Here is a 13,310-nt window from a genome sequence, read left to right on the forward strand (position 1 = left end):
TGGGCAGGCGCAGGCTGCGGCTGGCGCAGGCGGCGCTTAGGCGGCCAGGCGCTTGCGGCCCTTGGCGCGGCGAGCGTTGATGACGGCGCGCCCGCCTCGGGTCTTCATGCGGACCAGGAAGCCGTGGGTGCGTGCGCGGCGCACTTTGGAGGGTTGGTAGGTGCGTTTCATGATGCTTCTCGGGAAAACCCGGCATTATCGTCAAAAGCGGTACACCGGGCAACCTTGGGGCTTGTCAAGGCGCTTCGTATTACCCGCGTTGCGAACCTCAGCCGCGTTGTGGACAAGGTGTTGAGCGCCTAGAATCCGCCGTTTCGCGCAAGAACACAAATCCACAGGAGCGGCGGGGCACATGGGCGAGGGGCAACACAACAGGCTGGCGGCAACGGCCAGCCTCGGCGGAGCGGGCGACAGCCTCTGGCAGGCGTGCGTCGACCAGCTTGCGCAAGAGCTCCCGGAGCAGCAGTTCAACACCTGGATCAAGCCGATGACGGCCCAGGTCTCCGACGATTTTTCCCGGGTGACGTTGTTCGTCGCCAACCGCTTCAAGCTCGACTGGGTGCGGGCCCAGTTCGCCGGCCGCATCTCGGCCATGCTGGAGAAGATCTACGGCCAGCCGGTGCAGCTTGAGTTGGCCATCACTCCGCGTGAAAGCGGCGCCAAGCCTTACTCCGCACCCGCCGTGGCCGCCAACGCCCCCGTGGTGGAACCCGAGGCGGAAGATGCCGCACCGGACGGCTTCAAGACCCGCCTGAACACCGCGCTGACCTTCGACACCCTGGTGGAAGGCACCGCCAACCGCATGGCGCGGGCGGCGGCGATGCACGTCTCCGGCACCCCCGGCCAGCTTTACAACCCGCTCTTCATCTATGGCGGCGTCGGCCTGGGCAAGACCCACCTGGTGCACGCCGTGGGCAACAAGTTGCTGGCCGACCGGCCCAACGCCAAGGTGCTTTACATCCACGCCGAGCAGTTCGTTTCGGACGTGGTCAAGGCCTACCAGCGCAAGACCTTCGACGAATTCAAGGACAAGTACCACTCGCTGGACCTCCTGTTGATAGATGACGTGCAGTTCTTCGCCAACAAGGACCGCACCCAGGAGGAGTTCTTCAACGCCTTCGAGGCGCTGCTAGCCAAGAAGAGCCACATCGTGATGACGTCGGACACGTACCCGAAAGGCCTCACCGACATCCACGAGCGCCTGGTCTCGCGCTTCGACTCCGGCCTGACGGTGGCCATCGAGCCACCCGAGCTGGAAATGCGCGTGGCCATCCTGATCAACAAGGCCCGGGCCGAAGGCACCGAGATGCCCGAGGAAGTCGCCTTCTTCGTGGCCAAGAACGTGCGCTCCAACGTGCGTGAACTCGAAGGGGCCCTGCGCAAGATCCTGGCGTACTCCCGCTTCAACCAGAAGGAGATTTCCATCCAGCTGGCCCGGGAGGCGCTGCGCGACCTGCTGTCCATCCAGAACCGGCAGATCAGCGTGGAGAACATCCAGAAGACGGTGGCCGACTACTACAAGATCAAGGTCGCCGACATGTACAGCAAGAAGCGGCCGGCCTCCATCGCCCGCCCGCGCCAGATCGCCATGTATTTGGCCAAGGAACTCACCCAGAAAAGCCTGCCGGAGATCGGCGAGCTGTTCGGCGGCCGCGACCACACCACGGTGCTCCACGCCGTGCGCAAGATCGGCGCCGAACGCCAGCAGCTGACCGAGTTGAACCAGCAGCTGCACGTGCTGGAACAGACCCTGAAGGGGTGACCCCGCGGGCCCCGGCGCACCCCTGCCCGGCCGGGGGAAATGCCCGTGAAATAAGCGAAAATGCTGGTTTCCGTCCGTAGCGACCGACCAGCCGAAAAGAGAGAAGAGGAAGACATGATTGTCCTGAAGGCCACGCAAGAAAAACTGCTCTCGGTCCTCCAGTCGGTAGCGGGCATCGTTGAAAAGCGCCACACCCTGCCCATCCTGGCCAACGTGCTGCTGCGCAAGACGGGCAACAACGTCCAGTTCACCACCAGCGACCTGGAAATCCAGATCCGCACCACGTCGGACATGGACGGCGACACCGGCAACTTCACGACGACGGTCGGCGCCCGCAAGATGATCGACATCCTGCGCACCATGCCCGGCGACCAGACGGTGAGCCTGGAGTCCAGCCAGAACAAGTTGATCCTGAAAGGCGGCAAGTCGCGCTTTACGCTGCAGACGCTGCCGGCCGAAGACTTCCCGCTGGTGCAGGAAGCCCCGAGCTTCGGCCCCAAGTTCAACGTGCCGCAGAAGGCGCTGAAGGACCTGCTGAACCAGGTGTCCTTCGCCATGGCGGTGCACGACATCCGCTACTACTTGAACGGCATCCTGTTCGTGGCTGAGGGCAAGCAGCTGTCGCTGGTGGCCACCGACGGCCACCGCCTGGCCTATGCCAGCGCGATGCTCGACGTCGAAGTGCCGCGCCAGGAGGTGATCCTGCCGCGCAAGACGGTGCTGGAGCTGCAGCGCCTGCTGTCCGATGCCGAAGGCGCCATCGAGATGCAGTTCGCCAACAACCAGGCCAAGTTCGCGTTCGGCGGCATGGAGTTCGTGACCAAGCTGGTCGAGGGCAAGTTCCCCGACTACAACCGCGTCATCCCCAAGAACCACAAGAACACCGTCACGCTGGGCCGCGCGCCGCTGCTGGCCAGCCTGCAGCGCACCGCCATCCTGACTTCCGAGAAGTTCAAGGGCGTGCGCCTGAACCTCGATGGCGGCACGCTGCGCGTGGCCAGCAACAACGCCGAACAGGAAGAAGCCGTCGACGAGCTCGACATCGACTACGGCGGTGACGCCATCGAGATCGGCTTCAACGTCACGTACCTGATCGACGCGCTGGCCAACATGGACCAGGACATGGTGAAGATCGAACTGGCCGATGCCAACAGCAGCGCGCTGCTGACGATCCCCGAGAACGCGAGCTTCAAGTACGTCGTGATGCCGATGCGCATCTGAGTGCCGGCACAGGCACGAGAACAACAGCCAACCCGCCCCGCAGGCGGGTTTGGTCATTCAAAGAGTCAGTGAAAAGCAGGTTATGGCCCAAGATCACAGCAATCCCGTCCCGCCCGAAGAGACCAACGGCCAGCCGGCCATTCCTCCCGCGGGGCTGAACGACTACGGGGCCAGCTCCATCCAGATCCTGGAAGGCCTGGAGGCCGTGCGCAAGCGCCCGGGCATGTACATCGGCGACACGTCCGACGGCACCGGCCTGCACCACCTGGTCTTCGAGGTCGTCGACAACTCCATCGACGAAGCGCTGGCGGGGCACTGCGACGACATCGTCGTCACCATCCACACCGACAACTCGATCTCCGTCACCGACAACGGCCGCGGCATCCCCACCGGTATCAAGTGGGACGACAAGCACGAGCCCAAGCGCTCGGCCACCGAGATCGCGCTGACCGAGCTGCACGCCGGCGGCAAGTTCAACCAGAACAGCTACAAGGTCTCCGGCGGCCTGCACGGCGTGGGCGTCAGCTGCGTGAACGCGCTGTCCTCCATGCTGCGCGTGGTGGTGCGGCGCGACGGCAAGGTGCACGAGCTGGAGTTCAGCAAGGGCTTCGTCAAGAAAAGCGGCGAAGTCACCGAGCAGGTGGGCCCCAACGGCGAGAAGGCGTTGGTGCGCCCGATGCACATCCTCGACGACACCGACAAGCGCGGCACCGAGGTGCACTTCCTGCCGGACACCGAGATCTTCCGCGAGAACAACGACTTCCACTACGAGATCCTGGCCAAGCGCCTGCGCGAGCTGAGCTTCCTGAACAACGGCGTGCGCATCCGGCTGCTGGACGAGCGCACCGGCAAGGAAGACGACTTCGCCGGCGCCGGCGGCGTGAAGGGCTTCGTCGAGTTCGTCAACAAGGGCAAGCAGGTGCTGCACCCCAACGCCTTCACGGCGATCGGCGAAAGCAAGAGCGACCAGAACACCATGATCGGTGTCGAGGTCGCGATGCAGTGGAACAGCGGCTACAACGAGCAGGTCCTCTGCTTCACCAACAACATCCCGCAGCGCGATGGCGGCACCCACCTGACCGGCCTGCGCGCCGCGATGACGCGCGTCATCAACAAGTACATCGAAGACAACGAGCTGGCCAAGAAGGCCAAGGTGGAGATCTCCGGCGAAGACATGCGCGAGGGCCTGACCTGCGTGCTGAGCGTGAAGGTGCCCGAGCCCAAGTTCTCCAGCCAGACCAAGGACAAGCTGGTCTCCAGCGAAGTGCGCGGCCCGGTCGAGGATGTGGTGGCCAACAAGCTCAACGACTTCCTGCAGGAGCGGCCCAACGACGCCAAGATCATCGTCGGCAAGATCATCGAAGCCGCGCGTGCGCGCGAGGCGGCCCGCAAGGCCCGCGAGATGACGCGCCGCAAGGGGGTGCTGGACGGCATGGGCCTGCCCGGAAAACTCGCAGACTGCCAAGAGAAGGATCCCGCCCTGTGCGAGATCTACATCGTGGAGGGCGACTCCGCCGGCGGCTCGGCCAAGCAGGGCCGCGACCGGAAGTTCCAGGCCATCCTGCCGCTGCGCGGCAAGATCCTGAACGTGGAGAAGGCGCGCTACGAGAAGCTGTTGACGTCGAACGAGATCGTCACGCTGATCACCGCGCTGGGCACCGGCATCGGCAAGGCGGCCGTGGAAAGCGGCAAGAGCGGCGTCGACGACTTCGACGTGGCCAAGCTGCGCTACCACCGCATCATCATCATGACCGACGCCGACGTGGACGGCGCGCACATCCGCACGCTGCTGCTGACGTTCTTCTACCGCCAGATGCCCGAGCTGGTGGAGCGCGGCCACATCTACATCGCGCAGCCGCCGCTGTACAAAGTGAAGGCCGGCAAGGAGGAGCTGTACCTGAAGGACGGCCACGAGCTCGACGGCTTCCTGCTGCGCATCGCCATGAACGGCGCGCGCGTGGAAACCGGGGGCACCGACAACCGCACCATCGACGGCGAGACGCTGAATGAACTGGCGCGCAAGCACCAGGTGGCGGAGCAGGTGATCAACCGCCTGAGCGGCTTCATGGATGCGGAGGCGCTGCGCGCGATCGCGGATGGCGTGCGGTTGAACCTGGACACGGTGCAGGATGCGGAGGCGAGCGCGGTGGCGCTGCAGTCGAAGCTGCATGAACTCGATCGCCTGACGAATGCCGCGCCGGCGGAAGTGGCGGGCGAGTTCGATGCGCGGACGGACAAGCCGATCCTGCGGATCTCACGGAGGCATCACGGGAACATCAAGTCGTCGGTCATCACCCAGGACTTCGTCCATGGCGCCGACTACAAGGCGCTGGCCGAGGCGGCGGATACGTTCCGCGGATTGCTGGGTGAGGGCGCGAAGGTGATTCGCGGCGAGGGCGAGAAGGCGCGCGAGGAGAAGGTGGGCGACTTCCGGACGGCGATGAGCTGGCTGATTTCGGAGGCGGAGCGGACGACGTCACGCCAGCGCTACAAGGGGCTCGGGGAGATGAATCCGGAGCAGCTTTGGGAGACGACGATGGATCCGAACGTGCGGCGCCTGCTGCGGGTGCAGATCGATGATGCGATCGAGGCGGATCGGGTGTTCACGATGCTGATGGGGGATGAGGTGGAGCCGCGCAGGGACTTTATTGAGTCGAATGCGTTGAGGGCGGCGAATATTGACGTGTGAGTCGCGAAAACACGGCACGGAAAGGTTTGTGCAGAGCAAGCCGGCCCCTCTTCGGCGACCGGCATGTTCAGAGTTGGCCCGACTCGTCCGCGTGGGATGAGCTGACGACCTATCCAAGCGCCTTAAAGAGCCCGAATCGTTGCTCCAACCGATCGCGATCTGGCCGATCCGCTGCTCTCGGAGGCAGCCGGAGCAATGCTCCGTCTAGGTCCTTTAAAGCTTCCAGAATAGGGCCATCCTTTTGAAGCAACAGCCTCTTCGCCACATGAATCCGAAAGTCCGGATCGATTCCTAGGAGGTGTGCGTCAAATGCCGCGTGATGAATCTTCGACAACGGAATGCCGTTCTGCACCACTGGTTGCCCGAGCTTCTCATTCTTGTCTTCGATAATGTGAGCAGCATCCAGCAGAATTGGTTCCGGCACGCCCGACAAGGCGCAGCGAGACTTGTATGCGTCAATAACGGCTTCTCTGAAAGTGGACTGGTGCAGGCGCTGCTTGACAAGGCGCAACGCGTAGCGCCGCTCCAGTGACTCTGTCGGCGCAGAGGCGCTTGTCGGGGGGCCATCACTAAAGGCAACCTTTGCGCGGGCGTGCTGAGCGTCCCAATCAACGATGAACGCTGGCTGGAGCGCCTCGTACCTTCCAGGAGCTGTCCCCAGAAAGTAGATGATGGGTGTACGTTGCTCCATTGCCGCTTTGAGCCACCGGTTTTCAGCAGCTCTTGGGTCAGTCCCCATGAAGGCATAGTCGACTGTCTCTTCGCCGTTATAGATCTGCCGATGCACTTGCCGCTGATCGTCGTACCAGACCCGATTGCCGGCACGCGGAAAAACGGTGCGAATGGAAAGAAGCGCCTCCATCTGCTGGGGCTTGAAGATTCCTCGTTGCGGGTTGATCAGGGGGTACCGCGTTCCGTTGTGGAAGAAGCCGACCTTCAGATCGTCCGCCGTTATTTGGTCGCGCGTAACTTGGAGGCGACGAACCTGCTCGAAGGCTGCCGCTCTAAGTTCAGAATCGCTCGGGACACTAGGCATGTGCAAGGATCCTGCTAGAACGCTGCCTGATGCTCGCGGCAGTACTGGTATCCGCCGAACCGCTGCTCCTGATTCCAGCAGAACTTTCCTTCGGCGAAGGAGATCTTCGTTCCGCACGTCGCGCAGAGAAGCTTCCGCTTTTCTGCAGCGGGGGCAAGAACGTTTAGCCCTGGTGACACGGACACTGTGGTCTCCAAATTCTTCGGTGCGGCAGGCTTGCTCGCGCGTGGCTGCATGAAATCAGGCAGATCCAACTGCGATGCCGGCCGGTGCTGGCGGGCCAACGTCTCGCCCCACTCCTTGAGTGTGTCCAGTGAGCGCAGGTTTGCCGCTGCGTGAAGGAGTTTGGTCATGCCGAACTCCTTCTCCACGAATTGCTGGTGCCACGAAGGAAACTGGTCCGCCTTGATGACGTTCGAGGTGTCAAGGTCTGTTTTCCTGGGCCGAGTGATGACCGCTTTTGGATGGACATCACCACGTGATAGCACTCGAGCGGCCCCCCCGTGCGATTCTTGATCTCGAGTCGCTCAAGCAGGCGCTTCAGGATGCGGGCATGCCGCTGACTCTGCTCAATCGGGGACGGCACGCCAAAGCGTTCGTCCCCATAGTCGACCGTGAACTCGCCGTGCTCATTGATGATCACGTTGCCCGAATAGTTCTTCGTCTCGATCAGATACGCACCGATGCCGCGGTTGAAGATCAGATGATCGATTTGCGCCACGTCGCCTTCGAACGAGATGCGAAGGTCGTGTAGCAGAACGTGGTTCTCACCGCCCTTGAAGTACTGGTCGAGGAAGTAGGCAGATTCCTTCTCGCCTTTGACGCCCTCCCGCAGGCGCACGAGCTCTTCTCGAAGCCATCGCTTCTGCCTCTGATCAAGAACGGGTGAGTTCTGCAGCTCGTGCAGTAGCGCAAGTCGTTTCGACTTGTCGTCGGCTTGTTTGAGAATTAAGAAATCTCCCGTTCCTGTTCTCAAAACTGTAAGGCAGGAGCACAGATGTAGTCACCAAGATTGCCATCTTCGTCGCTTCACCTGTGACGCCGAAGCCTCGCGTGGGTGGCATTCACCCCAATCCGTGCAATGCGGGACGGCTACGCCTATGCACCAGGAAGCCGATGCGAGCCGACCGCCCACCATTGCGGCAGCAGCCCTTGGACTGCCATCCGTCCGAAGCGATCGTCTATAAGGTGCACCACGCCTCGATCCTCCGTCGTGCGAATCACGCGCCCTGCCGCCTGCACCACCTTCTGCATCCCAGGGAACAGATACGCATAGTCGTACCCCGACCCGAACGCCTCTTCGAGTCGCTCCCTCAGCAACTCGTTGCGCGCATTCACTTGCGGCAGCCCCAGCGTCGCGACGAACGCACCCACCAGCCGGTCGCCCTTGAGGTCGATGCCCTCTCCGAAGGCTCCTCCCAGCACGGCGAAGCCTACGCCTGCACTCCCCGGCACGAACCGCGCAAGGAAGTTGTTGCGCTCGGCCTCCGCCATCCCGCGCGCCTGCACCCACGCGGGCACTTGCGGATATTCACGCTGGAACTCGCCGGCGACGAGATCCAGGTACTCGAAGCTGCTGAAGAACGCCAGGTAGTTCCCGCGCTGCGCCGCGAACTGCTCGGCGATCAGCCGTCCGATCGGCGCTGCGGAGCGCTGGCGATCCCCGTACCGCGTCGAGATGCGGTCGACGATCCGCACATGCAGCTGCTCCGCACTGAAGGGCGACTCCACATCGATCCAGGCCGTCTCGGCCGGGAGCCCAAGCATGTCGATCTGGTACTGCGGCGGGGTCAGCGTCGCAGAGAAGAGCGTGACCGTGCGCGCCGCGGCGAAGCGGGGCTTGAGGAACGGCGCCGGAATGAGGTTCTGGATGCGCAAGGCGATCGCGGGCGCGCTCGCCCCGGCCTGCTCCGTCAACTCCAGCACCGAATGGCTGCCGAATTCTTCGGCCAGGCGCACGAACCCGAGCACGTCGAAATAGAACTGCTGCAACGCCGCGTCGGCGGCGCCCGGCGCCGATTCGGCGAAGTGCGTTTCCATCACTACGCACGCCTGCTTCAGCGTGTTGATGAAGTTTGGCGACAACTCCTCAGGCGCGTCTTCTCCCGGGTGCTCCTCGCCCACAGCGCTCAAGGCCCGATCCACCTTGTCCAGCGCGCGTCGCACTATTCCGGGCGCCTTTGACCTCGCAGCGCGCAACGCGCCTTGCTGCAGTGTCCCCGAATACATGACTCGGCCCCGCTCCACGAGGTTGTGCGCCTCGTCCGCCAGCACCCCCACCTTCCACTCGTTCGCAAGCGTCGCCCCATACAGCATCGCGCTACCGTCGAACCAGTAGTTGTAGTCGCCCACGATCACGTCGGCCCAGCGTGCGAGTTCCTGGGCCAGGTAGTACGGGCAGACCTGGTGCTGCCGAGCAATCGAGCGCAGCGCACCGGCATGCCCACATCCCGCCTGCACCGCCTCGCTCCGCGCCGACGGCAATCGGTCATAGAAGCCGCGCGCCAGCGGACAGGAGTCCCCGTGGCAAGCCTTGTCCGGATGCTCGCAGGCCTTGTCCCGCGCCGTGAGCTCCAGCACCCGCAGACGCAAGTCCGGCGCGCTCTCCGTGATCTGCCGCGCCGCATCCAGCGCCAGCTGACGTCCCGTGGTCTTGGCCGTGAGATAGAAGACCTTGTCCAGCTTGTGCGGGGCAGCCGCCTTCAGCATGGAGAACAGCGTGCCGATCGTTTTGCCGATCCCCGTCGGCGCCTGCGCCAGCACGCAGCGCCCGCTCGCCGCCCCCTTGTACACGGCCTCGGCCAGCTGTCGCTGCCCCTTCCGGAACTCCGCATGCGGAAACGTCAGCGCCGTGAGCTGTTCATCGCGGCTGCGGCGGTGCTCCATTTCCTGTTCCGCCCAAGCCAGGAACTCACCGCATCTCTCCTCGAAGAACACCCGAAGCGATTCCGCCGAGTGCCTCTCCATGAACTCGGTTTCCTCTTGGCTGGCAATGTCGAAGTAGACAAGCGCCACCTCGATCTCTTCCAGCCCACGCTCCCGGCAAAGCAGGTGCCCGTAGACCTTCGCCTGCGTCCAATGCAGGTGTCGGTGGTTCCCCGGCTGTTTCGCCAGGTCCCCGCGATGCGTCTTGATCTCCTCCAGCCGATTCGCCACCGGGTCGTACCCATCGGCGCGCCCGCGGACCACCAGCGGCCCGAACTCCCCACGCAGCGTGATCTCAGTCTCGTACTCCGGCCCGCGCCGCGAAGTGACCAGCTGGTGCCCCGCGATCCCTTCCTGCGCGCTCGGCGTCGGCGTGAACCGCAGGTCCAGGTCGCCACGCCGCGCAGTAAAGTCGCAGAGGGCGCGGACGGAGACGGTGTACTGCATGTCGAGCTGAAGAAGCCTCTGCATTGTCGCCGCCCTCTCGCGAACCCCCTGCGGCAAAATCCCTGAGGCATGACCGCCCCCCTCGACCTCCTCACCCTGCGCGTCATCCTCTCCGTCGCCGAATCCGGCTCGATCAGCGCCGGCAGCGAGAAGCTGCAGCTCGCCGTCGCCGCCGCCAGCGCCCGCATCTCCGCGCTCGAAACCGCCCTCGGCATCCGCATCTTCGAACGCTCCCCCCGCGGCGTGGAGCTCACCACCGCCGGCCGCATGCTGGTGCAGCGCGGGGGCGAACTCCTCGGCGCGGCCGACCAGCTGGTGGCCGACCTGCAGGACTGGGGCGCGGGCCTGGCCGGCCACGTGCGCATGCTGGCCAATGCCTCGGCTCTCCTGCAGGTCCTGCCCGAACGCCTCGAAGCCTTCATGCGCACGCACCCGCGCATCCGCGTCGAGGTCGAGGAGCGCATCAGTCCCGAGATCCCGGTGGCACTGCTGGAAGGCCGCGCCGACGTCGGCGTGGTCGACGTCGCCACACCGTCCGCCGGCCTCAGCTTCCTGCCCTTCTTCCAGGATGCCGTCTCCCTCGTCATCCCGGCGAACCACGCACTGGCCAACCAGACGGAAATCCGCCTCTCCCAGCTCGTCGCCGAGAACTTCATCGTCCTCACCGGCGCCAACGCCCTGCGCACGCGCCTCTTCAACGCCGCCTCCGCGCTGGGCCAGCCACTGAAGGTCCGCATGCAGATGCGCAGCTTCGACGCCGCCTGCCGCATGGTGGCCGCCGGCCTGGGCGTGGCGGTGCTGCCGGCCACGGCCATCCTGCCGCAGCTGGCGCACCTGCCGCTGAAGGCCCTGCCCATCGCCGAGGACTGGGCCCGGCGCACCCACTACCTGGTGCTGCGCACCGGCGACGAGGCCACTGCCGCGGCACGCACGCTGGTGCAGGCGCTGCGGCAGCCGTCCGCGCCGCCCGTCTCAGGGTAAGCCCGGACTTCGCCGATCGCGAAAGCCGCCGTCGCCGCGGCCGGATTGCCCCAGCGAAAGGCCACCCGCAGACTCCCCGCGATGAAGATCGCCTCCGTCCGCGCCACGCCGCTCAACCTGCCCGTCACCATGGGGCAGGGCGCCCGCGCCAAGTCCACGTCCCTCTCCCTGTGCATCGTCGACGTCACGCTGGACGACGGCCGCGTGGGGACCGGCATGACCGCCATCACCGAGGAAGAGGTGGTGGCCTCCATCGTCAACGACATCGCCAGCCACGCGCTGGTCGGGCTCGACCCGCTGCGGCACGAGCAGGTCTGGGACAAGCTGTACTGGCTGCTCACGCCGCGCGGCCAGTCGGGCTACGCCAGCCACGCCATCGCCGCCATCGACCTGGCGCTGTGGGATCTCAAGGGCCAGATCCTCGGCCAGCCCGTGTGGCGCCTCCTGGGCGGCGCGCGGCCGCAGGTGCCGGTGTATGCCACCTTCGGCTTCGCCTTCTACGACCGCGACGAGCTCGCCGCCGCCGCCAAGTCCTGGGTGGAGCGCGGCTTCCAGCGCCTGAAGATGACGGTGGGCCACCACGGCCTGCAGCGGCGCGACGAGCCGCGGCCGCTGGCCGAGGTGATCCGCGAGGACGTCAAGCGCATCGAGGCTGTGCGCGCCGCCGTCGGGCCCGACGTGCAGATCTACATCGACGCCAACTGCAGCCTGGACTATTTCCACGCCCGGGCGCTGGCGCAGCGCATCGAGGAGTTCGACATCGCGTTCTTCGAGGAGCCCGTTTCCCAGAACGACATTCCCAACATGGTGAAGCTGCGCGCGCAGACCCGCATCCCGCTGGCCGCCGGCCAGAACGAAGGCCTCGCTTCCCGCTTCCGCGACATGCTGGTGGCGCAGGCCGTCGACGTGGTGCAGCCCAACGCCTGCATCAGCGGCGGCTATACGCAATGCCTGCGCATCGCCGGCATGGCGGCCGCCTTCAACACGCAGTACGCCAACGGCGGCGCCTGGCCGCACCACAACATGCACCTGCATGCGGGCCTGGCCAACGGCTCGCTGGTGGAATACCACTCGGTGGCGGTCGAGGTCTGCAAGCAGGTCTTCGACGGGCTGCCGGAACCCACCCAGGGCATGCTGGCGCTGCCCGAGGAACCCGGCCTGGGCTTCAAGCCCAACCGCGACCGCGTCGCCGAACTGGCCAAGCGGCCCGGCTCGCGCGGCGTCGGCAAGGCCTGATGCAGTACTTAAAAATCATCCAAGGAGACATGCTTTGAAGACGAACACCACCCGCCGCCTCGTCCTGGCCGCCGCCCTCGCCGCCGCCTTGCCCCTGGCCCACGCGCAGGGCGACTACCCGAGCCGGCCGATCCGCCTGTTCGTCGGCTACAGCGCCGGCGGCGGCGTCGACGCGCTCGCCCGCATGCTGTCCGCACGCCTGCCCGCCGTGCTCGGCCAGCAGGTGGTGGTGGAGAATCGCCCCGGCGCCACCGGCATGATCGCCGCCGACGCCGTGGCCAAGTCACCGGCCGACGGCTACACGCTGCTGCTGGGCGAGACCGGCCTGATGATCGCGCCGCACCTGCAGGCCAAGAGCGTGGTCGACCCGCTGAAAGACCTGATGCCGGTGGCCAGCACCTTCGTGCTGCCGCTGATGGTGGTGGCCAACAACAACGTACCGGCCGCCAACCCCAGGCAGATGGTGGAGCTGCTGAAGAAGAGCCCGGGCAAGTACTCGTACGCCACCTCCGGCGTGGGCACGGTGCACCACCTGGGCATGGAGATGCTCAAGGCCGGCACCGGCAGTTTCATCGTGCACGTGCCGTACCGCGGCGCCTCGCAGATCGTGCCGGACGTGATCAGCGGGCAGGTGCCCTTCGGCGTGGTGAGCGCGGCCGCCGGCATGGCGCAGGCCAAGGCGGGCAAGCTGCGCGCCGTCGGCCTGATGTCGCTGAACAAGCTGCCCGGCGCCGAGGACGTACCGGCCATCGCCGATGCGGTGCCCGGCTTCAACGTGGCGCCGCGCATCATGGTGCTGGCGCCCAACGGCACGCCGGCGCCCGTCGTCGACAAGCTCAATGCCGCCCTGCGCACCGTGCTGGAGAGCGCGGACCTGAAGCAGGCCGCCACGCTGCAGGGCGCCATCCCTTCCTATATGGCGCCAGCGCAGCTGGCCACGACCATGCAGCGCGAGTACACCGCCTGGGGCAAGGTGATCAAGTCGCAGGACATCAAGGCGGAGTGAGCACCGC

11 protein-coding genes are annotated in these 13,310 nt (G+C 65.3%); 6 read left to right on the plus strand and 5 right to left on the minus strand.

Annotation, left to right across the window (positions count from 1 at the left end):
* Window positions 1–36 precede the first annotated feature (36 nt).
* The gene (rpmH, locus tag IM787_RS08065) at window positions 37–171 is read right to left on the minus strand and encodes a 50S ribosomal protein L34 (RefSeq protein ID WP_145893359.1); all 135 of its coding nucleotides are present in this window, start codon (window positions 169–171) and stop codon (window positions 37–39) included.
* A gap of 181 nt (window positions 172–352) precedes the next feature.
* Between rpmH and dnaA the strand changes: the two genes are divergently transcribed.
* The 3 genes from dnaA (at window position 353) to gyrB (ending at window position 5,672) form a co-directional block, all read left to right on the plus strand.
* A complete protein-coding gene (gene dnaA, locus IM787_RS08070; RefSeq protein WP_193676114.1) occupies window positions 353–1,762 on the plus strand; it encodes a chromosomal replication initiator protein DnaA in 1,410 nt (469 codons plus the stop codon).
* 114 nt (window positions 1,763–1,876) lie between these two features.
* Window positions 1,877–2,983 (plus strand): DNA polymerase III subunit beta, encoded by a 1,107-nt coding sequence (gene dnaN, locus IM787_RS08075; RefSeq protein WP_193676115.1) that lies wholly within the window; start codon window positions 1,877–1,879, stop codon window positions 2,981–2,983.
* An 82-nt stretch (window positions 2,984–3,065) separates the two neighbouring features.
* Window positions 3,066–5,672 (plus strand): DNA topoisomerase (ATP-hydrolyzing) subunit B, encoded by a 2,607-nt coding sequence (gene gyrB / locus IM787_RS08080; protein WP_193676116.1) that lies wholly within the window; start codon window positions 3,066–3,068, stop codon window positions 5,670–5,672.
* A gap of 109 nt (window positions 5,673–5,781) precedes the next feature.
* On the opposite strand, the gene IM787_RS08085 is transcribed toward gyrB, so the two are convergent.
* From IM787_RS08085 to IM787_RS08095, 4 genes are all read right to left on the minus strand, one after another.
* A complete protein-coding gene (locus IM787_RS08085; protein WP_193676117.1) occupies window positions 5,782–6,708 on the minus strand; it encodes an HNH endonuclease in 927 nt (308 codons plus the stop codon).
* Between the two features lie 14 nt (window positions 6,709–6,722).
* Window positions 6,723–7,061: a hypothetical protein gene (locus IM787_RS21460; protein ID WP_227494165.1), complete on the minus strand. Its 339-nt coding sequence runs from the start codon at window positions 7,059–7,061 to the stop codon at window positions 6,723–6,725.
* Window positions 7,058–7,549: a nuclease-related domain-containing protein gene (locus tag IM787_RS21465; protein ID WP_354004375.1), complete on the minus strand. Its 492-nt coding sequence runs from the start codon at window positions 7,547–7,549 to the stop codon at window positions 7,058–7,060. The genes IM787_RS21460 and IM787_RS21465 overlap by 4 nt, the downstream gene beginning before the upstream one ends.
* Window positions 7,550–7,806: 257 nt before the next feature.
* Entirely contained in the window at window positions 7,807–10,080 is a 2,274-nt protein-coding gene (locus IM787_RS08095; RefSeq protein ID WP_193676118.1) for an ATP-dependent DNA helicase, read from the minus strand.
* Between the two features lie 69 nt (window positions 10,081–10,149).
* On the opposite strand from IM787_RS08095, the gene IM787_RS08100 reads away from it, so the two are divergent.
* The 3 genes from IM787_RS08100 (at window position 10,150) to IM787_RS08110 (ending at window position 13,303) form a co-directional block, all read left to right on the plus strand.
* The gene (locus IM787_RS08100) at window positions 10,150–11,061 is read left to right on the plus strand and encodes a LysR substrate-binding domain-containing protein (protein ID WP_193676119.1); all 912 of its coding nucleotides are present in this window, start codon (window positions 10,150–10,152) and stop codon (window positions 11,059–11,061) included.
* 81 nt (window positions 11,062–11,142) lie between these two features.
* Entirely contained in the window at window positions 11,143–12,297 is a 1,155-nt protein-coding gene (locus IM787_RS08105; protein WP_193676120.1) for a mandelate racemase/muconate lactonizing enzyme family protein, read from the plus strand.
* Window positions 12,298–12,331: 34 nt separating this feature from the next.
* Window positions 12,332–13,303, plus strand: a complete 972-nt coding sequence (locus IM787_RS08110; protein ID WP_193676121.1) for a tripartite tricarboxylate transporter substrate-binding protein — start codon at window positions 12,332–12,334, stop codon at window positions 13,301–13,303.
* Window positions 13,304–13,310: the final 7 nt, after the last annotated feature.

The organism is Ramlibacter pallidus, assembly GCF_015070875.1.
Taxonomy (GTDB): Bacteria; Pseudomonadota; Gammaproteobacteria; order Burkholderiales; family Burkholderiaceae_C; genus Ramlibacter; species Ramlibacter pallidus.